Source organism: Nocardioides sp. GY 10113 (assembly GCF_004919105.1).
Classification (GTDB): Bacteria; Actinomycetota; Actinomycetes; order Propionibacteriales; family Nocardioidaceae; genus Nocardioides.
Window position 1 is genome coordinate 47,784 of record NZ_STGK01000010.1, and the last position, 24,777, is coordinate 72,560.

Sequence of the window (24,777 nt, forward strand, 5' to 3'; positions counted from 1 at the left end):
CGTGACGAGGCCCGGTGCCCCGCCCTCTCACCCGGCGCCGACCGCCTATCGGCCGAGCGCCAGCCGGGCGTCGACGGCCGCGGGGCTCAGCACCCGCTTGAGGGCGAGCGCCGCGCAGCCGACCAACCCGGCACGATCACCGTACGTTGCCGGGAGGATCTGCAGCTCCCGGGTGGCCACCGCGGAGGCGCGCGCGTAGACCGACTCGCGCACGCCGGCGGCGTAGACGTCGTACGCCGCCGCCATGTCGCCGCCCAGCACGACGGCCTCCGGGTTGAGCAGGTTGATGGCGACCGCCAGCAGCTCGCCGACCTGGCGTCCACTCTCGCGCAGCAGCTGCTTCGCCTCGGCATCGCCGCCGAGGGCCTGGGCGACCAGGTCACGGACGTGGTCGACCTCGTGTCCCTCCGCCTGCAGCCGCGCGACCAGCGCCCAGCCGGCGGCGACGGTCTCCAGGCAGCCGGTGTCGCCGCAGCGGCAGGGCCTCCCGGCCGCCTCCGGCACCTTGGCGTGCCCGAGGTCGCCGGCCGCGCCGCGGGAGCCGGTCACGATGGTGCGGTCGGCGAGCACCCCCAGGCCGATGCCCGTCGAGGCCTTGACCACCAGCAGGTCGCGCAGCCCGCCGGCCGCGCGGGCATGGCCCAGGTACTCCGAGCGCGCCATCGCGTCGGCGTCGTTGGCCAGGAACAGCGGCGCGCCGGTCACCTCGGCCAGGTACGGCGCCAGCGGCACATCGTTCCAGCCCGGGATCACCGGGCTGTCGATGCTCACCCCACGCTCGGGGTCGACGACGCCGGGCAGGCTGAGGCCGACGCCGAGCACCGACCGGGCGCGCGCGCCCACCAGCCGGGCGAGCTCGTCGGCGACCACCGGCATCACCTCGTCCGGGCCCGCCCCCAGCGCCAGCTCGAACTCGGCGGCCGCCTGCTCCTCGCCGGCCAGGTCGAAGACGCCGACCTGCGCGCGCGAGCGACCGATCGCCGCCGCGAGCACGACGCCGGCCCCGGCGTTGAAGACCAGGCTGCCGGGCGGGCGGCCGCCGGTGGACGCGAGCTCGGCGCCGAGCACGAGCAGGCCCGCCTCGGTCAGTGCATGCACCCGGGCGACGACGGCGGTGCGGGACAGACCGGTGAGCCGGCGCAGGTCCGACCGCGTGGTCGCACGCCCGGAGCGCAGCAGCTCGAGGAGGTCCCCGGCCGTGGCCAGGTCCCGGCCCGGATCCCGCTGCACGCCCACCCCCTCGGTCACAGGAGAACCTTAGAGCGCGACTCCCCGGCAGGGGCCGCGCCCGGGCGAGGCGGGATCAGAGGCGGAACCTGCCGACCTGGCCCCTCAGGTCCTCCGCCGTCCGGGCCAGCCCCGCCGCCGCGTCCTGGGTGATGGCGGCGTTGTGGCTGGTGTCGGAGGCGAGACCGGCGAGGACTCCGAGGCTGCGCGAGATCTCCTCCGAGCCCCCGGCGGCCTCGGTGACGTTGCGCGCCATGTCGTCGGTGGTGGCCGTCTGCTCCTCGACCGCGGACGCGATGGAGACCTGGGTGTCGTTGATCTGGTCGATGATCCCCGCGATCTGGGTGATGGCGTGGACGGCCGCCTGGGTGTCGGACTGGATCGCGCTGATCCGGCGGTCGATGTCGCCGGTCGCCCGGGCCGTCTCCAGCGCCAGCTCCTTGACCTCGCTGGCCACGACCGCGAAGCCCTTGCCCGCCTCCCCGGCGCGACCGGCCTCGATCGTCGCGTTCAGCGCGAGCAGGTTCGTCTGCTGGGCGATCGACTGGATGACGCTGATCACGTTGCCGACCTCGGCGCTCGACTCGCCGAGCCTCACCACGGTGTCCGACGTCGTCTGGGCGACCGACACCGCCTGCGAGGCCACGCCGGCCGCGGAGGAGGTGTTCTGGGAGATCTCGCGGCTCGAGGCCGACATCTCCTCGGTGCCCGTCGCGACCGTCTGCACGTTCTGGGTCACCTGGGCCGCGGCAGCGGAGACGCCCTGCGCGTGCGAAGCGGACTCCTCGGCCGAGTCGGCGATCCGCTGGGCCGTCGCGGCCATGGTGGACGCCTGCGCCGTGAGGTCGTCGGAGCTGGTGAGGATGCCGGACAGCATGGTGCGGATGGAGCCGGCCGCCGCGTCCAGCGAGGCGGCCATCTGCGCCAGCTCGTCCCCGCTCGGGTCGTCGACACGGACGGTCAGGTCGCCGGCGGCGAGCGCCTCGAGGGCCTCGGCCTGGCGGCGGATGCGCGCGAGCACGTTCCGCACCAGCCGTACGCCGATCGCGCACGACACCAGCAGCCCGATGACGACCGTGAGGATGAGCACCAGCCGCGAGGTGCCCGCCGCGGCCTCGAACCCGGCGCCGCGCCGGACGATGGCGTCGGCGTTGTCGCGGGCCGTCTCCAGGGTCGCCTCGTAGACCTTGCGCAGGTCGCGGGTCTCGCTCAGGCTGAGCCGGGTCGCCCCGTCGACGTCGGTCAGGGCCATGTCCATGACGGTGCCCAGCGACTCCTCCCAAGCGGCGACATCGGCCCGGGCCTGGGCCAGCAGCGGGCCCTCGCCGTCCGGCACGTGGTCGGCGGCGGTCACGAACAGCTCGTCGACCTGCTGGAGCTTCTCGGTGATCGAGTCCGCGAACTCGGGGTCCTGGGTGAGCAGGAGGCCTCGCTCGTCGTTGGCGATGCCCTTCGCAACGACCCGGATCTCCTCGACCGTGCTCAGGTAGGGCACCGAGTGCCCCAGCTCCTGATCCCTGACCTCCGCGAGCCGGGCGATGGTCCAGAACCCCACCCCGGCCGCGACGATGGCCGACAGCAGCACGACCACGATCGGCGCGGCGATCTTCTGGCCGAGGCTGAGGTCGGCCAGCCGCCGACGGCGGGGCTGGTCGACGTGCGCGCGATCGGTCGTGTCCATGCAGATGTCCTCCGGTCCTTCGAGGCGGGGCAGCGGCCCCACACGCCCGGTATCGGCGCCCACCGACGATTCCTGAGGTGACGGCTGTCACACGCTCGGCGGCACCGGCGGCCCGCGGTCCATCGTGCGGCGAGCCGGTCCGGCGGCCGTGCTTATGTCCCGAAAATGCCGAAGTTGGGTTTCCCGAAGACACTAGGCGGGGCTACCCTCGATCCAATGACCGTTTCGCCGCCCGACCTCGTGCTGCCCGCCTGCGACTTCACCGTCTTCGGCGCGACCGGCGACCTCGCGCTGCGCAAGCTCCTGCCGGGCCTCTACCACCGCGAGCTCGAGCACCAGCTGCCCGAGGGCACCCGGATCATCGGCATCTCCCGCAGCGGCCTGGACGACGCTGGCTACCGCGACCTGGTCGGCCACGCGCTCTTCGACCACGTCCCCGAGGACCACCTCGAGGCCGGTGCCCTGCACCGGTTGATGCGCCGGCTGCACCACGTGAGCATCGACGCGGACATGCCGGAGCGCTGGCACGACCTGCAGGGCCTGCTCAAGGACCGGCCGGCGGTCGCCGGCGGGGACGCCGCGGTCCGCATCTACTACCTGGCCGTCGCGCCCGAGCTCTACTCCCCGATCTGCCACCGGCTGGCCGAGTTCGACCTGGTCAGCCCGGAGTGCCGGGTCGTCCTGGAGAAGCCGATCGGCAACAGCCTGGAGTCCTTCCGCGCGATCAACGACGCGGTCAGCGAGGTCTTCGAGGAGCGGCAGATCTTCCGGATCGACCACTACCTGGGCAAGGAGAGCGTCCAGAACCTGCTGGTCACCCGCTTCGCCAACACCTTCCTCGAGCCGCTGTGGAACTCCCGGTGGGTGGACCACGTCCAGATCACCGTGGCCGAGCGGCCGGGTGTCGGCCACCGCACCGACTACTACGAGTCGGCGGGCGCACTGCGCGACATGGTCCAGAACCACCTGCTCCAGCTGCTGTGCCTGGTGGCCATGGAGCCGCCGACGCACATCGGGCCCGAGACCGTGCGCAACGAGAAGGTCAAGGTGCTCCAGGCGCTGGCCCCGCTCGTCGGCGAGGACGTCGACCACCTCACCGTGCGCGGCCAGTACGAGTCCTACCCGCACGACATCGGGGTCCCCACCGGGACCGAGACCTTCGTCGCGCTGCGCGCGGAGGTGCAGAACTGGCGCTGGGCAGGCGTGCCGTTCTACCTGCGCACCGGGAAGCGGATGGCGCGCGACGAGTCGACGATCGAGGTGGTTCTCAAGGAGCCGCCGCACGCGATGTTCCCGCAGAGCGAGGGCACCACCACGCCCAACCGCTTGACGATCCGGATGAAGCCGGACGAGGGCATGCAGCTGCACGTCACCGCGAAGGTCCCCGGCCCGGGCGGGATCCGGCTGACCCCGGCCTCGCTCGACCTCAGCTACGCGACCGCCTTCGACGAGCGCTGCCCCGATCCCTACGAGCGGCTGCTGATGGACGTCATCCGCGGCCTCCCGACCCTGTTCATGCGTCGCGACGAGGTGGAGGCCGCCTGGGCCTGGATCACCCCGATCCTGGCGCGGTGGCAGGACACCTCCACCGAACCGATCTGTTACGCCGATGGCACCAATGGACCCGCCGAAGCGTCCACTCTGATGTCTCGGGACGGCCGCACCTGGCAGGAGAACCCAGCATGAGCCACTCCACGACCTCACCCGCGCAGCTGCACCCGGTCCTCGCGGACGTCACCGCGCGACTGGTCGAGCGCAGCGCGCAGACCCGCACCGCCTACCTGGCCAAGATCGAGGCCGCCCGGCTGAGCGGCCCCGCCCGCGGACACCTGGCCTGCGGCAACCTCGCCCACGGCTTCGCCTCCGCCGACCCCGGCGAGAAGAAGGAGCTGCGCCGCGGCGGGAAGCCCAACCTGGCGATCGTCACCAGCTACAACGACATGCTCTCGGCCCACCAGCCCTACGTCGACTACCCGCCGGTGCTCAAGCACGAGGTGATGCGGGCCGGCGGCATCGCCCAGGTCGCCGGCGGCGTGCCGGCGATGTGCGACGGCGTCACCCAGGGCCGCGCGGGCATGCAGCTCTCGCTGTACAGCCGCGACGTGATCGCGATGGCGACCGCGATCGCGCTCTCCCACGACATGTTCGACGGCGCGCTGCTGCTCGGCGTCTGCGACAAGATCGTGCCCGGCCTGCTGATCGGGGCGCTGTCCTTCGGCCACCTGCCGGCCGTCTGGGTGCCGGCCGGGCCGATGACCTCGGGCCTGCCGAACAAGGAGAAGGCCCGGGTGCGGCAGCGGTTCGCCGAGGGGAAGGCCGGACGTGAGGAGCTGCTCGAGGCCGAGGCGGCGTCGTACCACTCCCGCGGCACCTGCACGTTCTACGGCACCGCGAACTCCAACCAGCTGCTGATGGAGGTGCTCGGGCTGCACCTGCCGGGCTCCTCCTTCGTCAACCCCGGTACGCCGCTGCGCGAGGCGCTCACCCACGCGGCCGCCGCGCGCGCGGTCGCCCGCACGGCGCAGTACGAGGATGCCCCCACCCTGGGCCAGATGGTCGACGAGAAGGCGATCGTCAACGCCTGCGTCGCGCTGCTGGCCAGCGGCGGCTCCACCAACCACACGATGCACCTGGTCGCGATCGCCCGGGCCGCGGGCATCCAGCTGACCTGGAACGACCTCTCCGAGCTGTCCGACGTGGTGCCGCTGCTCGCGCGGATGTATCCCAACGGGCCGGCCGACGTGAACCACTTCCACGCCGCCGGGGGCATCGCGTTCCTGGTTCGCACCCTGCTCGACGCCGGCCTGCTGCACGAGGACGTGGAGACCATCGTCGGCCCCGGCCTGCGGCGCTACACCGAGGAGCCGGTGGTGATCGACGGTGAGCTGACCTGGCGCCCGGGTCCCGACCGGAGCCTGGACCTCGACGTGCTCCGGCCCGCGACCGACCCGTTCTCCGCCCACGGCGGCCTCCAGGTCCTCCACGGCCCGCTCGGGACCGGCGTCGTCAAGACCTCCGCGGTCGCCCCCGAGCACCACTACGTCTCCGCCCCGGCCCGGATCTTCGACGACCAGCAGGACTTCCTCAAGGCGTTCCAGGACGGCGAGCTGGACGGCATCGACCTCGTCGCGGTGATCCGCTACCAGGGTCCCGCCGCCAACGGGATGCCCGAGCTGCACAAGCTGACCCCGGCGCTGGGCGTCCTGCAGGACCGGGGCCAGAAGGTCGCGCTCGTGACCGACGGGCGGATGTCCGGCGCCTCCGGCAAGGTCCCGGCGGCCATCCACGTCACCCCCGAGGCCGGCCTCGGCGGCCCGTTGGCGCTGCTCCGCGACGGCGACCTGATCACGCTCGACGCCGACGCCGGGACGCTCACGGTCGGCGAGGACGTGGTGCTCGCCGACCGTGAGCCGACCGGGCACCGGCCGACCGAGTCCGAGTGGGCGGGTACGGGACGCGAGCTGTTCGCGGCCTTCCGCGCCACGGTCGGGCCGGCCGACCAGGGGGCATCGGTCTTCGGCCTGCCCGCCGTCCCCCCGACCGCCGACGCCACCGACACCGCCGCCGACCGGGAGGTCTCCGTTGTCCGCTCCTGAGCTGCCCGACTCCGTGCTGGACGCCGTGCCGGTGCTGCCGGTCGTCGTCATCGACCGCGTCGCCGACGCCGTCCCGCTGGCGCGGGCCCTGGTCGCCGGCGGTCTGCCGGCGATCGAGCTGACGCTGCGCACCCCGGTGGCCCTGGAGGCCATGGCCGCCATCGCCGCGGAGGTGCCCGAGATCCTGCTCGGCGCCGGCACGGTGACCACGCCAGCGGAGGCGGAGGCGTCCGTCGCCGCGGGCGCCCGGTTCCTGGTCTCCCCCGGCTGCACGCCGACCCTGCTGGCCGGCATGCAGGCCACCGGGGTCCCGTTCCTGCCCGGCACCTCGACGGTCTCGGAGGTGATGGCCGTGCTCGAGGCCGGACTGACCGAGATGAAGTTCTTCCCCGCCGAGGCGGCCGGCGGGGCGCCGTACCTCACGTCGGTCGGCGGACCGCTGCCGCAGGCCCGGTTCTGCCCCACCGGCGGGATCACGCCGGCCAGCGCGCCCACCTACCTGGGCCTGGCCAACGTCGGTTGCGTCGGCGGGAGCTGGATCACCCCCGGCGACGCCGTCGCGACCGGTGACTGGGAGCGGATCAGCAAGCTCGCCGCCGAGGCCGCCGCACTGGGCTGAGACCGGTCCTCGCCGGTCCGCCGCCGACTGGTCGGCCGCGCGCGGAGCGACAGGCGTCACCCCCCGGCGACGCGTCGCCAGGGGGTGACCGGGATCAGTCAGCGGGCTCGCCGAGCCCTCACTGGTGCACCGCGCGCGGGGCGATGGGGCGCGCGGGGGTCGGCACTCCCTGGCCCCCGGGCGTGTAGACGATCGACAGCTGGCGAGCGCGGACGAAGCTGCCCGTGCCGGCCTCGCGAGCCACGAGCTGCACGTTGTGCTTGCGAGCCTTGACCGGCACCACGATCGTGATCGCACCGGCGTTGCCGGTCTGGTCCGCGACGTGGGTCAGCTGGTAGGCCAGGGAGTCGGAGATCGCCAGCTTGCCGTCGATCCGCAGGTTGTACTGCAGCCGGCCCGCGCCGGCGAGTGAGAAGTCGTCCTCGGCCCCGACCGTGCCGGTGACCGCGAGGTAGCCCTTGGCGGTCCGGAACTTCTTGGTGACGATCGGCGTGTAGTCCGTCTCCGTGAAGTCGTTGATGAAGCCGGTCTTGGCGGCGCCGAAGACCTTGACCGCCTTGGGCCCGGCCTGGGCCTTCGCGGCCGCGGTGGACTGGGCGCCGCCGGTGACGGCCTGGCTGGGCAGGCCCAGCGCGAGGACGAGGGCGAAGAGGCCGAGCACGAGCCCGACCCGCCCGCTGGTGAGGTGCGATCGCACCGAGGTGATGTTCACAGGAGTCTCCCGAGCAGATGGGGGAAGCGAACCGGACTGCCGCATCCCTGGGGGTTGCCCATGACGCTAGGCAGCGCCGCTCGGGCGCAGCAACGGTTGCCGCGGCGACTGGTCTAGACCGGTTGGGGCAGCCCTGGAACGCCCTCGCCCCGGCCGCGATCAGACCGCCTCCAGACCGCCCCCAGGGCGCGGATCGGTGCCCCGGTCACCCGCGGTGACCGGCGAAGAACCGCTCCAGCAGGCGCGTCGACTGATCCGCCAGCACGCCCGCGACCACCTCCGGCCGGTGGTTCAGCCGACGGTCGCGGACGACGTCCCACAGGCTGCCCACCGCGCCGGCCTTCTCGTCGTACGCGCCGAAGACGACGCGGTCCACCCGGCTGAGCACCGCTGCGCCCGCGCACATCGTGCACGGCTCCAGGGTCACCACCAGGGTGCAGCCGGACAGCCGCCACTCGCCGCGGGACCTCGCCGCCGCGCGCAGCGCGACCACCTCCGCGTGCCCCGTCGGGTCCGCATCCGCCTCGCGCACGTTGCGGCCCGACGCGATGACCGCACCCGACTCGTCGAGGACCACCGCGCCGATCGGCACGTCACCCGTCGCCAGCGCGGCGCGCGCCTCCTCCAGCGCGGCCTCCATCGGGCCGCGCCAACGATTCGTCGTCACGCCGAGGTGAGCCCGACCACGTCGTCGAAGAGCTCGCCGAAGCCGATCTGGCGCGCCACCTCGGAGAGCATCTCGTCAGGATAGAGCTCCTCGTCGTCGAGCAGCACCGCCAGGTCGAGCGCGGGCAGTCCGAGGTCCTCGAGGAGGTCCAGGTTCCCGGCGGGGGCGGGGTCGTCCTCGTCCTCGGGCAACGGCAGGCCGAGGAACTCGACCGCGGTCGCCGCCAGCTCCCACTCCGTGGCCGCCGTGATGTCGGAGAGCAGCAACCGCACCCGGTGCGGCTCGACGCGTGCCAGCAGGAAGAAGTCCTCGTCGACCGCGACCATCCCGACCGCGCCGCCGTCGGCCGGGAAGCGGCGCAGCGCGCCGACCAGCGTCTCGATGTCGCGGGCGTGGTCGACCACCAGCTCCTCGACCACCCAGTCGCCGTCCTCCCGGTACGCGGCCACGGCGAAGTCGACCTCGGCGGCCTCGTCCAGCTCGTTCATCGCGTTCCTCCAGGGGGCATCGGGACCAGCACGGTCCAGCGTGACACGCGCGCGGCCGCATCACCAGAGAGTTCACCGCCCGTACCTACTGAGCAGGCCGCCCGGACGGCCGAGCCGGACCACCGGCCCGACGCCGCGCACGGTGCCCTGTCGGGCGCCCAGCGTCTAGGGTTCCCCCATGCGCACCCTGGTCGTGGATCACCCCCTCGTCGCCCACAAGCTCACCGCCCTGCGGGACGAGAACACCGACTCCCCGACGTTCCGGAACCTCACCGACGAGCTGGTCACGCTGCTCGCCTACGAGGCGACCCGGGAGGTGCGGGTCGAGCCGCACGAGATCGTCACCCCGGTCGCGCCGACGACCGGCGTTCGCCTGGCCTCGCCGCGACCGCTGGTGGTGCCGATCCTGCGGGCCGGCCTGGGCATGCTCGAGGGGATGATGCGGCTGCTGCCGACCGCCGAGGTCGGCTTCCTCGGGATGATCCGCAACGAGGAGACCCTCGAGGCCTCGACCTACGCCGAGCGGCTGCCCGAGGACCTCTCCGGGCGGCAGTGCTACATCGTCGACCCGATGCTGGCCACCGGCGGCACCCTCGCCGCCGCCATCCGCTTCCTGGTCGACCGCGGCGCCGACCACATCACGGCCGTCTGCCTGCTGGCCGCCCCCGAGGGCTGCGCGAACCTCGAGAAGGAGATCGGCGACCTGGCGGTGCCGGTCACCGTGGTCACCGCGGCCATGGACGAGCACCTCAACGACAAGGGCTACATCGTCCCCGGCCTGGGCGACGCCGGCGACCGTCTCTACGGCGTCGCCGGGGGCTGACCGACGCCGCCGGAGTCGAGGTGCGAGGCGCCCCGGCGCCCCGGCGCCCCGGCGCCGAGCGTCGCAACCCGGTGGGTTGAGGTGCGAGGCGCCCCGGGCGCCGAGCCTCGAAACCACCGAGGCCCGGCCGGTCTCGAGGCTGGCTTCGCCCGCACCTCACCACCGGGCTCACAGCCGGTGAGTCGGAGGTCACACGCCCCTGGGGCGTGAGACGTCTACCACCGGGGCGGTCGCCTGTGTACGTTCGCGACCACTTGCGCCCTGGAGACATTGGGAGGAACAGGTGCTCATCGGCATCCCGCGCGAGTCGAAGGCAGGCGAGACACTCGTCGCCGCGACCGCGAAGACCGCCACACAGCTACGCCAGCTCGGTTACGACGTACTCGTCGAGTCCGGTGCCGGCGCCGCCGCCGACCAGCCCGACGCCGCGTTCGCCGCGGCCGACATCCGCGTCGGCACGGCGGCGGAGGTGTGGGCCGCCGACGTCGTGATCAAGGTCAACGCGCCGACCGAGGAGGAGATCTTGCGGCTGCGCAGCGGCGCCACGATCATCTCGATGATGGCGCCGGCCCGTAGCCCCGAGCTGCTGGAGAGGCTCCAGGCCGCCGGCGTGACCGCGCTGGCCATGGACGCGGTCCCGCGGATCTCGCGCGCCCAGTCGATGGACGTGCTCTCCTCGATGGCGAACGTCGCCGGCTACCGCGCGGTGGTCGAGTCCGCCCACGAGTTCGGCCGGATGTTCACCGGCCAGGTGACCGCGGCCGGCAAGATCCCGCCGGCACGCGTCTTCGTGGTCGGTGCCGGCGTGGCCGGCCTGGCCGCGATCGGCGCCGCCTCGGCGATGGGCGCGATCGTCCGGGCCTTCGACGTACGGCCCGAGGTGGCCGAGCAGGTCGAGTCCATGGGCGCGGAGTTCGTCACCGTCGAGATGGAGCAGGAGGTCTCCTCCGACGGCTACGCCAAGGAGATGACCGCCGAGCAGGAGGCCGCCACCGCGGCGATGTACGACGAGGAGGCCCGCGCCGCCGACATCGTCATCACCACCGCGCTGATCCCGGGCCGGCCCGCGCCGAAGCTGATCAGCGCCGAGACCATCGCCGGCATGCGCGGCGGCTCGGTGATCGTGGACATGGCCGCCGCCAACGGCGGCAACGCCGCGGCGACCGTCACCGACGAGAAGGTGGTGACCGAGAACGGCGTCACCATCCTCGGCTACACCGACCTCGCCGGCCGGCTGGCGGCGCAGACCTCGCAGCTCTACGGCACCAACATCGTCAACCTGCTCAAGCTGCTGACGCCCGAGAAGGACGGCCAGCTGACGCTCGACATGGACGACGTCGTGCAGCGCGGCATCACCACCGTGCTGGGCGGGGAGTCGATGTGGCCGCCGCCGCCGGTGCAGGTCTCCGCCGGCGCCCCGGCGCCGGCCGCCCCGGCCCCGCCGGCCGAGGTGAAGCCGGCCAAGAAGCCAATGTCGTCCGACACCAAGCTCGGGCTGGTCGGCATCGCCGCGGCCGCGCTGTTCCTGCTGATCGGCTTCGCGCCGGCCCAGCTGCAGCTGAACCTCACGGTGTTCGCCCTGTCGATCGTGATCGGCTACTACGTCATCGGGCACGTGCACCACGCGCTGCACACCCCGCTGATGTCGGTGACCAACGCGATCTCCGGGATCATCGTGGTCGGCGCCCTGCTCCAGATCGGCAAGGGCGACACCGCGATCACGATCATCTCGTTCGTGGCGATCCTGCTGGCCAGCATCAACATCTTCGGTGGCTTCGCGGTGACCCGCCGCATGCTCGCCATGTTCTCCAGGAGCTGACCCGATGACCATCTTCTCCGCCGCCGTCGCGGCCTACCTGGTCGCCGGCCTGCTCTTCGTGCTCGCGCTGGCGGGCCTGTCCAAGCACGAGTCCGCCAAGCTCGGCAACTCCTTCGGCATCCTCGGCATGGGCGTGGCGCTGGTCGCCACCGTCGCGCTGGCCATCGACACCGACATCAACACGCTCGGCACGATCCTGCTGATCGTGGCGGTCGGCCTGGGCGCGGCGATCGGCCTCAACCTGGCCCGGACGGTCGAGATGACCGGCATGCCCGAGCTGATCGCGCTGCTGCACAGCTTCGTCGGCCTGGCCGCCGTACTGGTCGGCTGGAACGGCTACCTCCACATCGAGGCGCACCCGCACGGCCGGGACGCGGTGGCCCTGGACCTCCAGGGCCTGCTCGGCATCCACTCCGCCGAGGTCTTCATCGGCGTCTTCATCGGCGCGGTCACCTTCACCGGCTCGATCGTGGCGAACCTGAAGCTGTCGGCGAAGATGAAGTCCGCGCCGCTGGTGCTGCCCGGCAAGAACGCGATCAACCTCGGCGCGCTGGCGCTCTTCGCGGTGCTGACCGTCTGGTTCGTGATCGACCCGCAGCTGTGGCTGCTGATCCTGGTCACGATCGTCGCGCTGGCGCTCGGCTGGCACCTGGTCGCCTCGATCGGCGGCGGCGACATGCCGGTCGTGGTCTCGATGCTGAACAGCTACTCCGGTTGGGCCGCGGCCGCCTCGGGCTTCCTGCTCGACAACAACCTGCTGATCATCGTCGGCGCGCTGGTCGGGTCGTCCGGTGCCTACCTGTCCTACATCATGTGCGCCGCGATGAACCGCTCGTTCATCTCCGTCATCGCGGGTGGCTTCGGCATCGAGGCCGGCCCGGCCGAGGACAAGGACTACGGCGAGCACCGCGAGATCAACGCCGAGGGCGCAGCCGAGCTGCTGGCCAACGCCTCGTCGGTGGTGATCACCCCCGGCTACGGCATGGCGGTCGCCCAGGCCCAGTACCCGGTCGCCGACCTCACCGCCAAGCTGCGCGCCAGGGGTGTCGACGTCCGGTTCGGCATCCACCCGGTCGCCGGTCGCCTGCCCGGCCACATGAACGTGCTGCTGGCCGAGGCCAAGGTGCCCTACGACATCGTGCTCGAGATGGACGAGATCAACGACGACTTCCCCGAGACCGACGTCGTCCTCGTCATCGGCGCCAACGACACCGTCAACCCGGCCGCCGCCGAGGACCCGTCCTCGCCGATCGCCGGCATGCCGGTGCTGGAGGTCTGGAACGCCAAGGACGTCATCGTCTTCAAGCGCTCCATGGCCACCGGCTACGCCGGCGTGCAGAACCCGCTGTTCTTCCGCGAGAACAGCCAGATGCTGTTCGGTGACGCGAAGGAGCGGGTCGACGACATCCTGGAGTCGCTGCGCGTGCTGGTCTGACGCGCTCGGCGTACGACGAGGGGCCGGTCCCGGTGGGGCCGGCCCCTCGGTCGTTCTGTGGGTCGTCACTGCAGCCCCACGAATCACCGGAAGCCACCCAGCGCGACCGCCGCTACTGCAGCCGGGGGTCGAGCACGAGGTCGATCAGGCGCTGGTCGAGATCGTCGCTGATCGGGTCCTCGTCCTCACGCACGATCATCCCCTCGTGGACCAGCACGGTGTGGCGTGGCCCCACGTAGACGAGCTCACGGCTGTCGGCCCGCGAGTTCCGGGGGCAGCAGCTGGCCCAGTCCTCCTCGTCCCAGGCGCCGACGAAGACCGTCGTCGGGTCGTCGCCGCCGTACACGCGGCGCTCGACGCACCCGATCAGCCAGCTGCGCCCGCAGACGGGATCCGCCCCGGCGAGCTGCACCGTGACCATCAACCCCTTCCGGTCGGTGAGCGCACCCTCGACGGCGGCGAGACCCGGGTGGTTCCCCGCCCAGCTCCGCGTGTCGCGTCGGAAGCTGGGGAAGTGGTCCTGCACGACGGAGGCGACGGTGTCGTCCGAGGGCATCGCCACCGCCGCGTCGGGCAGGGTGAGTCGCGGGTCGGCGGCCGCCGCCGCCATCGCGGCGGTGGCGAACGGGTTGAAGTCGGGCGTGCCGCGCCCCTCGACCAGGACGTAGCCGGTCCGGCCGTCGCGGCGCTCGATCGCCACCGCGACCTGGTAGTCACCACACGTCGAGGGCGCCACGGCGGGGCCCTCGTAGGCGCCGCAGTGCCGCTCCCACCGGGTGAGGGTCCCGGGCTCGCCCCGGGGACCGGTGACCGTCTCGTCCGTGCACCACACCGCACCGTTGCTGGCCGCCGTCTGCCGGGGGAAGAACCGGCATCCGACGGAGGGGTCCGGCGCATCGGGGTCGACGACCAGCCCGATACGTCCGTAGGTGTCATGCGCCGACTGCGCGGGGTCGTCCGTGTCGAAGGAGGACCCTTCGGCCGGCAGCGTGAACTCGACGCCGAAGACGGTGTCGTCGGGGCCCTCCAGGCTCCTACCCGCCGGTTCGAGGTGCTCGGTCGCGATCGCGAACCACGCGCCCCGGGTCGCCCGCAACGGGTCGGCGATCTCCCAGCCGTACCCCTCCCCGGCCGCGACCTTCGTGTCGACCCAGGTCTGCGGCGACTGGGTCTTCTGGATCGACGACGGGGTCGGCGAAGGAGTCGGCGACGGCAGCTGGGCGGGGAGCGGCCGTCCGTCGCCGCCGCCGATCGACCCGACCAGGGCGATGGCGCCCACGACGACCACCACCGCGGCGACCGCGACGACGGCCAGGGCACGGTGCCGGGCAGCGCGGGCCCGGCTCCGACGCCCCAGAGCGCCGAGGTCCGGCGGCGGCGGCACGTCGACGTCGGCCCACCGGGCGAGTTGTCGACGCAGCTCGGTCTCGATCGGGGCGGTCATGACGGCTGCTCCTCCGCAGTTGGGTGCTCGGCGAGGGATCGCTTCAGCGCCGTCAGCGCCCGATGGCACTGCGACTTCACCGTGCCGACCGAGCAGCCCAGCGCCGCCGCGGTGTCGGCCTCGGTGAGGTCCTCGTAGTAGCGGAGCACCACGACCGCGCGTTGCCGCGGCGGCAGTGCGTGCACGCCGCGCCACAGGTCGATGCCGTCAGCGGGGTCCGGCACCGGATCCGGCGGCAGCGCGCCCAGCCTCAGCCGTCCCGCGCGACGCAGCCGGGTACGGCGCTCGCCGAGGTAGGTGTTGAGCATGACCTTGCGCAGGTAGGCGTCCGGAGCATCCATCGACCGGATCCGGTCCCACCGGGAGAACGCCGTGACGAGGGCCTCCTGGACCAGGTCCTCGGCGCTCTCGCGGCGCCCGGTGAGCAGGTGGGCGGTCCGGAACAGGGCGGGCCACCGGGCAGCGACGTAGTCGGCGAAGTCGTCATCCATCGACGTCTCACCAGCGCCCTGTCCGGCCCCGCCGCGCCCCGGCGCGGTCGCTCCACATGACCCTCACACCCACCACAAGGTCACCACACCACCAAAGGGTTGCCTGAGGACAGCAGGCATTTTCTGCGGCGTGCGGTGCTTCGTCACTCCTGTCGCAGGAATCCCCGGTCCACCGGTGATTCCCGCACCCCCGCTCACCCGCCAATCGGGATCTCCGCCAGCACCTCGTACCGCGGCCGCCCCGCAGCCCCCTCCCCCAGGTGGGAGGCGATCACCGCCACCTCGTAGACCGGCCACTCGGGCCCGGAGTAGGTCTCCAGCAGCCGCACCCAGTTGCTGGTGTCGGCGGGGTGGCGCAGCCGGGCCACGGTCAGGTGCGGGCGGAACCGCTGGCCGTCGACGGTCGTCCCGACCCGGACCGCCGCGTTGCGCGCCCGGCCCGCCATCCGCTCCAGCACCACGTCGGCGGCCTCGCTGACCGGCGCCACGCCGACCGCCAGCACCCGGGTCGCGGCGGCGTCCGGGAAGACCACCGGACCCGCCAGGCGCAGGTCCGGGATCGGGGTCCGCTCCAGCCCCTCGGCCAACCGGTCGACGTACTCGTCGGCCAGGTGGTCGACCACGTCGGGCAGGAACGCCAGCGTCACGTGGAACTGGGTGGACAGCGTCCAGCGGAAGTCGGCGGCGTCGCGGCGCGGCTCGAGGAAGGCCTCGAGGTGCTCCACGGCGTCGGCCGGCGGGACGACGGCGGCGAAGAGTCGGGTGCCCATCGGGCCATCATCCCGTGTACGGGCACCCCGACGCGCGCTCCCCGGTCGTGCCCGGCGTCAGGCACAGCCCTCTCGGACCGCGGCGGCCGCGATCGGGCCGGAGGGGTCCTGGCCGCAGCGCCGCCAGCCGCGAACCGGGCTGCCGAACGACCTCCACCGGCCCTCACGGTAGGTGACGACGTACGCCCCGGCGTTCGCGCCGCGCCCGGCCCGGCAGGAGTAGCGGCGGAAGGATCCGGCGGCGACCATGTTGCCCCGGAAGACCGGGAAGGCCTGGTTCCGAGTCGTCGTGTTGCGCAGGTCGACCCGTACGCGCGCCGCGTGCCGGAGCGTTGTCGAGCCGGCGCTCCGCAGGCGGAGCCCGGATTCGGACGCCGCAGCGTCCAGCACCGCGGCCGCGCCGGACGGGCGAAGCGCGCGACCGCCGCGGAACCGGACCGTCGCCGTCAGCACGTCCTGAGCGGGCACCAGGAGGGTCCCCACCCGGCTGCCGTGCGGAGGCACGGCACTCACCCGGAGGTGCGTCACCTGCCCACGCGTGGTGGCCACCTCGACCCGGTAGTGGCTCCGGTACCGGGCAGGGTCGCAGGCGGTCGCGGTCTGCACCCTGCCGTCGGCGGCGCCGGCTGGCGCGACCACCGGAGCCTGGAGCAGCGCGGCGGCGAGCAGCGCGGGAAGCAGCGCACGAATCTTCATCGAATCCCCATGTCATCGATCGGTGTCGGACGAGCAGGCGCTTCGGGTCGGCGGGAGCGGCGCACCTGACCCGGCCATCATGCCGGCTGCACGACGCGACCGCGGCCGCTCCCACGACTCGGTCAGCGAGCGCCCGCGGCGCCGACGTCGTACCGGCACCCGGCGCGCCCGAGAACGCGCGCCGGGTGCCGGGACCGGTGACCGTCCGGGCCGCCGGGTCAGCCGCAGACCGCGGTCAGCCGCTCGTCATCGGCCACCGCCGCCTCGGCGTCGTCGGCGGCGACGCTGAGGGTGTGGCAGCCGGCGGGCACCTTGGCCCGCAGGAAGCCACGCTCGCGGACGGCCGGCACGGCCCGCCCGTCGAGGTAGAGCACGTCCTCGGTAGCCCCGGCGGCCGGCACCGACACGGTCGCGACGGTGTTGCCGGGCACCGCGACGCCGACGTCGGTGCGCCCGTCGTGCTGGTGGAACGCCGCGCCGATCCGGCCCTTGAGCGTCGGCAGGATGACGTGCGCCCACTCCATCGCCCCGGCCTGCGGTCGCACGGTGTACGTGGCGTAGCCCGGCGTCGTCGGACGGATGCCGAACAGCCCCTGCGGCACGTTGTACGCCGGCGACGCGGCCCACGGGTGCGAGTAGGTCATGTTCGGCTTCAGCGACGCGTCCCACGCCTCCGCGGTGGCGCCGGCTCCGTTGCGGATCATGTTCATCCAGCTCCGGGTGCCGTCGTCGGTGAGCAGGTCCAGGGCGAGGTCGCCGCGGTCGCCGTTGTAGAGCGACTCGATGACGAACGCCGCGCAGTAGACGCTGCACCGCATGCCTTGCCCGCCGACGAACTCCGCGGCGCGGGCCGCACGCTCGGCGTCCGGGACCCCGAACGCGCTGGCGAAGACGCTGGCGTGCACGGCGTGGTGCGCGACCGGGCTTCGGTCGGCGTTGAGGCCATCGCGGTAGGCGCCGGCGGCGGCATCCCACAGGTACTTGTTCATCGCGTCACGCAGCCGGGCGCCGGTGGCGGCGAAGTCGGCGGCGTCGGCGTCCTCACCGATCGCGGTGGCGATCGCGGACATGTCCATGAAGGCCCGATAGCTGATCGCGTTGATCACCGTGTTGTACGGCCGGAAGACGTAGCCGTCGCGCTCGGAGGAGGGCCAGTCGACGATGTCGCAGTCGGTCTGGCTGCTGCAGCCGTTGGAGCGGCTGTCCTTGCGGATCAGGCCGGTGGACGCCTCGACCCACTGGGTCGGCAGCTTGGCGACCAGCTGGTCGTAGCTGCGCTCGAGCTGGGCGACGTCTCCGGTCTGCTGGTAGCTGTCGTGCATCGCGAGGATCGTGTAGAGCGGCCACTCGGTCGGCCAGGTACGCCGGGTCAGCAGGTAGTCGATCGAGTAGTTGCCCAGCGTCGGGTCCGAGGACGAGAAGAAGTTGGCCATCATCTGCAGGTAGCTGTCAGCCTCGTACGGCTCGCGCTCGCGGGTCCAGGAGTCGACGTACAGGTTGTGGTTCGTCGCCTCGACGGTGTCGTGCGAGAGCTGCCACACCTGGTTGAGCGACGCATCGGAGGAGTCGAAGACGGCGCCCTCGGCGTCGAAGGGGTAGACCTGCGCCAGCGCCGGGAAGTCCTCGATGCCGAGGCCCGTCGGCGCGCCGAGCACCTCCAGGTAGCGGAAGACCCGCATGCCCCAGGTCTCCAGGTGCTGCTCACCGTCGGCCAGCGTCCAGATGTCCTTGTACTGGTTGCCGGTGCGCAGGTTCGACCGCACCTCCTGCGGGCCCCACAGCTCCTCGCCGAACCGGAGCTCGACCTGCTGGCCGGCCGTCCCGACCAGGTCCGCGCTCAGACCGCCGATCCAGGTGCGGCCGTAGTCGACGAAGTAGCGGCCCGGCTCCTTCTCAACCACCTCGACGGGCAGCTCGAGCCGCTGGGTGACCTTGTCGGTCGGGGTGGCGACCAGGTCGTCGTACGCCGCGAGCTCGCGCGCCGACACCCAGGCGCCGTCGTCGAAGCCGGGGGTGTGGAAGCCCGTCGGGTACGACGCCGACTGGATGTTCTCCTTGGGAGCGGTGAAGTAGCCGGTGCCGATCGAGCCGGCGGCAGGGAAGACGCTGTCACCGGGCATGGCGGACCAGTCCGAGCCCGTGCCGAAGGAGTCGGTGGAGCCGTCCCGGTAGCCGACGACGAGCTGCGCCTGGAAGCCGCGGTCGCGGGTCGACCAGGCGAGGGCGCCGAGAGCGTTGGCCTCGCCCTGGCGGACCAGGTCGGTGACGTCGAAGCCGTCGTAGCGGGTCTCACGGGCGATCGAGCGGGTCGGGCCGAGGCCGACGAACTCGCCGTTGAGCCAGAGCTTGTAGACGTACTGGCGACCGGGCTCCGGGGAGGAGCCGGTGGCGAAGACGGTCGCCCACTCGATCTCCTTGTCGGCAGGGGTGGCCTCGCCGCGGAGGAACGCCCAGTCGGCGCCGCTGAGGCCGTAGACGCAGTTCTGGCCGGTGCCGACGTTCAGCCGGCCGCCGTCGACCGTGGCGCAGGAGAAGTCGCTGCCGGCCGCGGAGAAGTCGTTGGCGTAGAGGACCCGGCCGTCGGCCGCGGTCACGGAGAGGTCGTCCCAGGAGCTGCGCTCGCTGCCGCCGGTGCGGAAACCGATGGTGCCGGAGGTGAACCGGGCGTCGGTGGTCGTGTCGACCAGGCGGTCGTCGAGGTAGGTGCGCACGGTCGAGCCGTCGACCTCCATCCGCAGCCGGTGGTCGACGCCGCGCTCCAAGGTCACGCCGAGCGGCGTCGAGGAGAGCTGGGCGAACGAGCCGTTGACGCGCTGGTGCGGCGCGAGCGTGTTGACGCCGTCGCCGCGCAGCTGCCACATCAGGTAGTTGTTGGCGTCCTGGGCGTTGAAGACGATCGTGGCGTTCTGCGTGGTGACCGAGAACGTCGCCTCGAGCGTGTAGTCGTGCCAGCCGAGCGCGGCCGGGTCACCCAGCCAGACCGGGGTGCTGGCCCGCCAGTCGCCGCCGAGGGCGGTGCCGAAGCGCGCGGGGCGCGACCACGGCGACCGCTTGCCGGTGCCGTCCCAGGTGCGCACCTGCCAGGAGTAGGAGGCGCCGCGCGCCAGCTCGGGGCCGGCGTAGGCCACATTGGTGCTGGCGCCGGAGTCGACCCGGCCGGAGTCCCAGTGGAGCCGGCCCGCGGCAAGCCGTGAGCGACTGGTCGCGACCTGGACCTGGTAGGCGGTCTGGTCGGCCGACGGCACCTGCCAGCCGAGCAGCGGCCCGGTCACGTCGTCGACGTCGGCGGGTGCGGTGCGCTGGCCGACGGTCAGGCCGGTGGGCTGCGGACTCCCCGACGGGGACGGATCGGCCTGCGCTGGTGACAGCACGGCCAGGAGCAGCGCCACGACGGCGAGCACCAGGACGGATGGACGACGAGCGGACAACGGAGGCTCCCTCGAGACGGCGTGAAACGATTCATAGGCACGCTAGGGAGTCGGTGACGGTCGTCACAAGAGGGGTGACCGGATGCGGCCACAGGCTCGACCTCCGGTCGGGTCGTGTGCCTCAGGCACCGCCATGGCGGGTTCTCGGGCACACGACCCCGTCACAGCGAGCAGGTCGGATGCGCGCGCTCAGATCAGCCCGGTGCGCACCGCGTGCACGACGACCTCGATCGTGGTGCCCACGCCGAGGTCGTCGGCGGCCGCGCGCAGCCGCCGCCGTACCGTCCGGTCGGAGACCTCCAGCCGCCGGGCGATCGCCTCGGTGGTGTGGCCGGCGGCCACCAGGCCCAGCACGGTCACGTCCTGCGACCCCGGCTCCCACCGGAAGGCGGCCGCCGGATCGACGCTCGTTCGGCCGGTCACCGCTCTCCGGGGCCGCCGACCACGATCACGGTCAGGTGGCGCGGACCGTGCACGCCCTCCACCCGGGAGAGCTCGATGTCGCTGGTCGCGCTGGGGCCGCTGATCCAGGTCAGCGGGCGCGAGGGGTCCAGCACCGCGACCGCGTCCGGCACGTCGGCGACCACCTGGTCGGCCCGGACCACGCAGACGTGGCGGTCCGGCACCAGGGTGACCGCCCGGCGGCCCTGGTCGGGCTGGTGATCGAGCACGATCGTCCCCGTCTCGGCGATGCCGACCCGGCAGGCGGTGACCACCGCGTCGACCGCGTCCAGCTCGGCCGCGCTCAGGCCGTCGTCGGGAACCAGGTCGCCGTCGATCCCGGCCACCACCTCGCGGGGCAGCGCATCGGGGACGACCACCCGCGAACCGGCCGGTACGGCGTCGGCGACCGCCGCGGCGAGGCCCTCCGGCGTGCACCGGACGACGACCGCGCGGTAGTCCTCGACCCGCTCGGCGAACAGGTCCAGCACCTCCTCCGCGGAGCCACCGGCGGCACCCGGCGGCGCGACCACCGGGGCGTGCTCGACCTCGGTGGGCTCCACGTCGGCGAGGGCGGCGCGGACCCGGCCCAGGATCTCCTCGCGGGCGCTCATCGCTCACTCCTTCCACGTGCGGTGGTCTCGAGGCTCACTTGATTCGCACCTCAACCACCGGCGCTCTCGTCGCGGCCGCCGTCGGTCCGCTCCCACCAGGCCCGGAAGGACTCGGTCGGCGGGACCGGGAGGTCGCGTGCGTCGGTCCAGGCGGCGCCCGGTCCGGGCAGCCGTCCCAGCGTCGTACGGCGGCGGCCGAGCAGCTTCCCGGCCAGGCCCGAGCCACGCTCCACCTGGGCCAGTCGGCCGGCATCGGCGAACGCCCACGCGGCGCCGCGGAAGGCGAGCGCCTCGGGCTTCGGGATCCGGTCGGAGCGGTGGGCGTCGACCACCTTCGAGCGCAGGTGCACCAGCACCTCGGGGATGTCGATGCGCACGGGGCAGGCCTCGAAGCAGGCACCGCACAGCGAGGAGGCGTACGGCAGCGAGTCCGTCTGCTCGTCCACCCCGGTGCCCTTGAGCAGCGGGTTGAGGATCGCGCCGATCGGGCCCGGGTACACCGAGCCGTAGGCGTGGCCGCCGGTGCGCTCGTAGACCGGGCAGACGTTGAGGCAGGCCGAGCAGCGGATGCAGCGCAGCGCCTGGCGGCCGACCTCGTCGGCGAGCGCGCGGGTCCGGCCGTTGTCGAGCAGCACCACGTGCACCTCCTGCGGGCCGTCGCCGGGGGTGATCCCGCTCCACGTCGAGGTGTAGGGGTTCATCCGCTCGCCGGTGGAGGAGCGCGGCAGCAGCCGCAGCAGCGGGTCGAGCTCGGCCCAGGTCGGCACCACCTTCTCGATGCCGACCACCGAGACCAGCACCTCGGGCAGCGTCAGGCACATCCGGCCGTTGCCCTCGGACTCGACGACCACCAACGTGCCGGTGTCGGCGATCGCGAAGTTGGCGCCGGAGACGGCCATCTTCGCGCGCAGGAACTTCTCGCGCAGGTGCTCGCGCGCGGCGCCCGCCAGCACCGCCGGCTCGTCGGTCAGGTCGACCGGCGCGGGGCGACCGACCTTCGCCATCTCGCGCAGGAAGATCTCGCGGACCTCGGCCCGATTCCGGTGGATCGCGGGCACCAGGATGTGGCTGGGCAGGTCGCCGCCGAGCTGGACGATCAGCTCGGCCAGGTCGGTCTCCCAGGCGGCGATGCCGGCCTCGGCGAGCGCCTCGTTGAGGCCGATCTCCTGGGTGACCATCGACTTGACCTTGACCACCTCGTCGACGGCGTGCTGCCGCGCGATCGCGGTGACGATCGCGTTCGCCTCGGCGGCGTCGCTCGCCCAGTGGACCGTGGCGCCGCGGGCGGTCAGCGACTCCTCGAGCCGGACCAGCTGCTCGTCGAGGGTGCGCAGGGCGCGGTCCTTGACCGCGGCTCCGGCGAGCCGGACGTCCTCCCAGTTCTCGACCTCGCGGACCACGGACGCCCGCTTGCCGCGGATGGTGCCGGTGGCGTGGGCCAGGTTGTGCCGCAGCTGGGTGTCGGCCAGCGCCGTGCGCGCCGCGCTCGGGAACGTCGGCATCCCGACGAACGTGCCGCTCATCGCGCCGCCCCCGGCGCCGGAGCCGCCGGCTCGTCCTCCGTGGCGGCCAGGATCTCGGCCAGGTGCATCACCCGGACACCGCTGCGCTGGCGGGTCAGCATCCCGCCGATGTGCATCAGGCAGGAGTTGTCGCCGGCGACCAGCACCTCGGCCCCGGTCCCGCGGACGTGGCGGACCTTGTCGCTGCCCATCGCCACCGAGGTGTCGGAGTTCTTCAGCGCGAACGTGCCGCCGAAGCCGCAGCACTGGTCCGCGTTCGGCAGCTCGACCAGGCGCAGCCCGCGCACCGCCTCCAGCAGCCGCCGAGGCCGGTCCCCCACCCCGAGCATCCGCAGCGAGTGGCAGGTCGGGTGGTAGGTCACCGCGTGCGGGAAGTAGGCGCCGACGTCGGTCACGCCGAGCACGTCGACCAGGAACTCCGTCAGCTCGTACGTCGGGGGCGCGGCGGCGACCGCCTCGGCCAGGCCGGGGTCGCTGCCGTTCTCGCCCGCGCGTCGGGCCACCAGACCGTGCTGGTGCCGCGCCGAGCCGGCGCACGACCCGGACGGCGTCACGATCGCGTCGTACCCGGCGAAGGCGTCGACATAGGTGCGCACCGCCGGCACCGCCTCGTCGAGGTAGCCGGTGTTGACCATCGGCTGGCCGCAGCAGGTCTGGGCCTCGGGGAAGTCGACCTCGACGCCGAGCCGGCGCAGCAGCCGGACGACGGCCGCTCCCGTGCCCGGGAACATCGCGTCGTTCACGCAGGTGACCATGAGCGCTACGCGCATGGGGTCATCCTGCCCGACCGCTGAAGACCCGCGCCTCGGCGGCGTCCCAGTCCAGTCCCGTGCGCGGCTGGTACTGCTTCACGTCGTAGGAGCGGCGGACCAGGCCGCGCATGGCGGCCAGGTCCGGCAGGTCCGCGCCGAGGGTGCGGCCCTGGACCAGGACGTTGCCGAGCGCGGCCGCCTCCGTCGGGCCGGCCACGACCGGGAGCCCGCAGGCGTCCGCGGTCAGCTGGCACAGCAGCTCGTTCTGCGAGCCGCCGCCGACGACGTGCACGACCTCCAGGTCGACGCCGGCCAGCTCGGCGGCCGTGCGCACGTGGCGACGGTAGGCGACCACCAGGCTGTCCAGGATGCAGCGCGCGATCGCCACCGGGGACGCCGGCTCCGGCTGTCCCGCCTCCCGCGCCAGCGCCACCACGCGCTCCGGCATCGGGTCGCTCGCGGTGCCCGGCGTGAGCAGCCGCGGGTCGTTGATGTCGATCACGGTCCTCAGCGGCTCGAAGCCCGCAGCCGCAGCCAGCAGACCCTGGAGCGAGAGCCCCAGCCGCCGCGCGTCCCACGCGCGCATCGACTCCGACAGCACCCACAGGCCCATCACGTTCTTCAGGAACCGGATGGTCCCGTCCACGCCGCCCTCGTTGGTGAAGTCGGCCCGGCGGGCCTCCTCGGTCACCACGGGCTTGTCGAGCTCCAGCCCGACCAGCGACCAGGTGCCCGAGGAGATGTAGGCGAACCGGTCGGTCGTCGCCGGCACCCCGACCACCGCGGAGGCGGTGTCATGGGAGCCGACCGCGATCACCGGGACGTCGACGCCGGCGCCGATCTCCCGCGCCACGTCCGGCAGCACCGGGCCGAGGACCGAGCCCGGGTCCCGCAGCGCCGGAAGGATCGACCACGGGATGCCGAGCTGGCGGCACAGGTCGATCGCCCACGTGCCCTCGTGGACGTCGTACAGCTGGGTGGTCGAGGCGTTGGTGCGCTCCGCGCCCATCTCGCCGGTCAGCCAGTAGCCGAGCAGGTCAGGGAGCAGCAGCAGCGACTCCGCTGACTGCAGCGCCGCGGTGCCCTGCGCGGCGACCAGCTGGTAGATGGTGTTGAAGGCCAGCTGCTGGATCCCGGTGGTCGCGTAGAGCCGGTCGGCGCCGATCTTGTCGATCACCTGGCCCGCGATCCCGTCGGTGCGGGGGTCGCGGTGGCTGAACGGGTTGCCGAGAAGCTGGCCGTCGCGGTCCAGGAGGCCGTAGTCGACCGCCCAGGAGTCGATGCCGATCCCGTCCAGCGGCCCGGTCCGGGCCACCTCGCGGATGCCGACCAGCATCTCCCGGTGGATGCCGAGGATGTCCCAGAAGAACGATCGCCCGGCCCGGACCGCCCCGTTCGGGAAGCGGTGCAGCTCGTTCAGCTCGATGCCCTGGGCGCTGATCCGCCCCGACATCACCCGGCCGCTGGTGGCGCCGAGGTCGACGGCGGCGACCCGCACCGACCCCGCCGGGCTCCCCTGCTCAGACACGCTCGAGTCTCCGATCCACCAGG

21 protein-coding genes are annotated in these 24,777 nt (G+C 72.9%); 6 read left to right on the forward strand and 15 right to left on the reverse strand.

Annotated features, from left to right (window positions below; all coding sequences use genetic code 11):
• Window positions 1–45: 45 nt before the first annotated feature.
• A complete protein-coding gene (locus tag E8D34_RS13055) occupies window positions 46–1,248 on the reverse strand; it encodes an ROK family protein (protein WP_240771335.1) in 1,203 nt (400 codons plus the stop codon).
• A 55-nt stretch (window positions 1,249–1,303) separates the two neighbouring features.
• Window positions 1,304–2,908, reverse strand: coding sequence for a methyl-accepting chemotaxis protein (locus tag E8D34_RS13060; protein ID WP_136595086.1), 1,605 nt, complete (start codon window positions 2,906–2,908; stop codon window positions 1,304–1,306).
• 216 nt (window positions 2,909–3,124) lie between these two features.
• Here E8D34_RS13060 and zwf point away from each other — a divergent pair, with 216 nt between their 5' ends.
• Genes zwf through eda form a run of 3 tightly spaced genes read left to right on the forward strand, consistent with a single transcriptional unit; the run spans window position 3,125 to window position 7,123 of the window.
• A complete protein-coding gene (gene zwf / locus E8D34_RS13065; protein WP_136595087.1) occupies window positions 3,125–4,594 on the forward strand; it encodes a glucose-6-phosphate dehydrogenase in 1,470 nt (489 codons plus the stop codon).
• A 26-nt stretch (window positions 4,595–4,620) separates the two neighbouring features.
• On the forward strand, window positions 4,621–6,504 hold the full coding sequence (gene edd, locus E8D34_RS13070; protein WP_206056720.1) for a phosphogluconate dehydratase: 1,884 nt from the start codon (window positions 4,621–4,623) through the stop codon (window positions 6,502–6,504).
• Window positions 6,491–7,123: a bifunctional 4-hydroxy-2-oxoglutarate aldolase/2-dehydro-3-deoxy-phosphogluconate aldolase gene (eda, locus tag E8D34_RS13075; protein ID WP_168929432.1), complete on the forward strand. Its 633-nt coding sequence runs from the start codon at window positions 6,491–6,493 to the stop codon at window positions 7,121–7,123. The genes edd and eda overlap by 14 nt, the downstream gene beginning before the upstream one ends.
• Window positions 7,124–7,241: 118 nt before the next feature.
• Here eda and E8D34_RS13080 read toward each other — a convergent pair whose 3' ends face one another.
• From E8D34_RS13080 to E8D34_RS13090, 3 genes are all read right to left on the reverse strand, one after another.
• A complete protein-coding gene (locus tag E8D34_RS13080; RefSeq protein ID WP_136595089.1) occupies window positions 7,242–7,820 on the reverse strand; it encodes a hypothetical protein in 579 nt (192 codons plus the stop codon).
• Window positions 7,821–8,040: 220 nt separating this feature from the next.
• Window positions 8,041–8,475 carry a nucleoside deaminase gene (locus E8D34_RS13085; RefSeq protein ID WP_136595218.1) on the reverse strand — a complete coding sequence of 145 codons (435 nt, stop codon included), beginning with the start codon at window positions 8,473–8,475 and terminating at the stop codon, window positions 8,041–8,043.
• Window positions 8,476–8,498: 23 nt separating this feature from the next.
• Window positions 8,499–8,990 (reverse strand): tRNA adenosine deaminase-associated protein, encoded by a 492-nt coding sequence (locus tag E8D34_RS13090; protein ID WP_136595090.1) that lies wholly within the window; start codon window positions 8,988–8,990, stop codon window positions 8,499–8,501.
• 178 nt (window positions 8,991–9,168) lie between these two features.
• Between E8D34_RS13090 and upp the strand changes: the two genes are divergently transcribed.
• From upp to pntB, 3 genes are all read left to right on the forward strand, one after another.
• Window positions 9,169–9,813: a uracil phosphoribosyltransferase gene (upp, locus tag E8D34_RS13095; RefSeq protein WP_136595091.1), complete on the forward strand. Its 645-nt coding sequence runs from the start codon at window positions 9,169–9,171 to the stop codon at window positions 9,811–9,813.
• A 283-nt stretch (window positions 9,814–10,096) separates the two neighbouring features.
• Window positions 10,097–11,632 carry a Re/Si-specific NAD(P)(+) transhydrogenase subunit alpha gene (locus E8D34_RS13100; RefSeq protein WP_136595092.1) on the forward strand — a complete coding sequence of 512 codons (1,536 nt, stop codon included), beginning with the start codon at window positions 10,097–10,099 and terminating at the stop codon, window positions 11,630–11,632.
• A gap of 4 nt (window positions 11,633–11,636) precedes the next feature.
• Window positions 11,637–13,067, forward strand: coding sequence for a Re/Si-specific NAD(P)(+) transhydrogenase subunit beta (gene pntB / locus E8D34_RS13105; protein ID WP_136595093.1), 1,431 nt, complete (start codon window positions 11,637–11,639; stop codon window positions 13,065–13,067).
• Window positions 13,068–13,179: 112 nt separating this feature from the next.
• On the opposite strand, the gene E8D34_RS13110 is transcribed toward pntB, so the two are convergent.
• The 10 genes from E8D34_RS13110 to E8D34_RS13155 all read right to left on the reverse strand — a co-directional run bounded on the left by E8D34_RS13110 (window position 13,180) and on the right by E8D34_RS13155 (window position 24,754).
• Window positions 13,180–14,511: a hypothetical protein gene (locus tag E8D34_RS13110; RefSeq protein ID WP_136595094.1), complete on the reverse strand. Its 1,332-nt coding sequence runs from the start codon at window positions 14,509–14,511 to the stop codon at window positions 13,180–13,182.
• Window positions 14,508–15,002, reverse strand: a complete 495-nt coding sequence (locus E8D34_RS13115; protein WP_136595095.1) for a SigE family RNA polymerase sigma factor — start codon at window positions 15,000–15,002, stop codon at window positions 14,508–14,510. The genes E8D34_RS13110 and E8D34_RS13115 overlap by 4 nt, the downstream gene beginning before the upstream one ends.
• 194 nt (window positions 15,003–15,196) lie before the next feature.
• Window positions 15,197–15,772: an RNA 2',3'-cyclic phosphodiesterase gene (thpR, locus tag E8D34_RS13120; protein WP_136595096.1), complete on the reverse strand. Its 576-nt coding sequence runs from the start codon at window positions 15,770–15,772 to the stop codon at window positions 15,197–15,199.
• A 57-nt stretch (window positions 15,773–15,829) separates the two neighbouring features.
• Window positions 15,830–16,468 carry a hypothetical protein gene (locus tag E8D34_RS13125; RefSeq protein WP_136595097.1) on the reverse strand — a complete coding sequence of 213 codons (639 nt, stop codon included), beginning with the start codon at window positions 16,466–16,468 and terminating at the stop codon, window positions 15,830–15,832.
• Between the two features lie 218 nt (window positions 16,469–16,686).
• Window positions 16,687–19,896, reverse strand: a complete 3,210-nt coding sequence (locus tag E8D34_RS13130; protein ID WP_136595098.1) for a family 78 glycoside hydrolase catalytic domain — start codon at window positions 19,894–19,896, stop codon at window positions 16,687–16,689.
• Between the two features lie 189 nt (window positions 19,897–20,085).
• Window positions 20,086–20,319: a LuxR C-terminal-related transcriptional regulator gene (locus tag E8D34_RS13135; protein WP_136595099.1), complete on the reverse strand. Its 234-nt coding sequence runs from the start codon at window positions 20,317–20,319 to the stop codon at window positions 20,086–20,088.
• On the reverse strand, window positions 20,316–20,951 hold the full coding sequence (locus E8D34_RS13140) for a lactate utilization protein C (protein WP_136595100.1): 636 nt from the start codon (window positions 20,949–20,951) through the stop codon (window positions 20,316–20,318). The genes E8D34_RS13135 and E8D34_RS13140 overlap by 4 nt, the downstream gene beginning before the upstream one ends.
• Window positions 20,952–21,001: 50 nt before the next feature.
• Complete coding sequence (locus E8D34_RS13145) at window positions 21,002–22,474, reverse strand: lactate utilization protein B (protein WP_136595101.1); 1,473 nt, start codon at window positions 22,472–22,474, stop codon at window positions 21,002–21,004.
• Window positions 22,471–23,244 carry a (Fe-S)-binding protein gene (locus E8D34_RS13150; protein WP_136595102.1) on the reverse strand — a complete coding sequence of 258 codons (774 nt, stop codon included), beginning with the start codon at window positions 23,242–23,244 and terminating at the stop codon, window positions 22,471–22,473. The genes E8D34_RS13145 and E8D34_RS13150 overlap by 4 nt, the downstream gene beginning before the upstream one ends.
• 4 nt (window positions 23,245–23,248) lie before the next feature.
• Entirely contained in the window at window positions 23,249–24,754 is a 1,506-nt protein-coding gene (locus E8D34_RS13155) for a rhamnulokinase family protein (RefSeq protein ID WP_240771336.1), read from the reverse strand.
• Window positions 24,755–24,777: the final 23 nt, after the last annotated feature.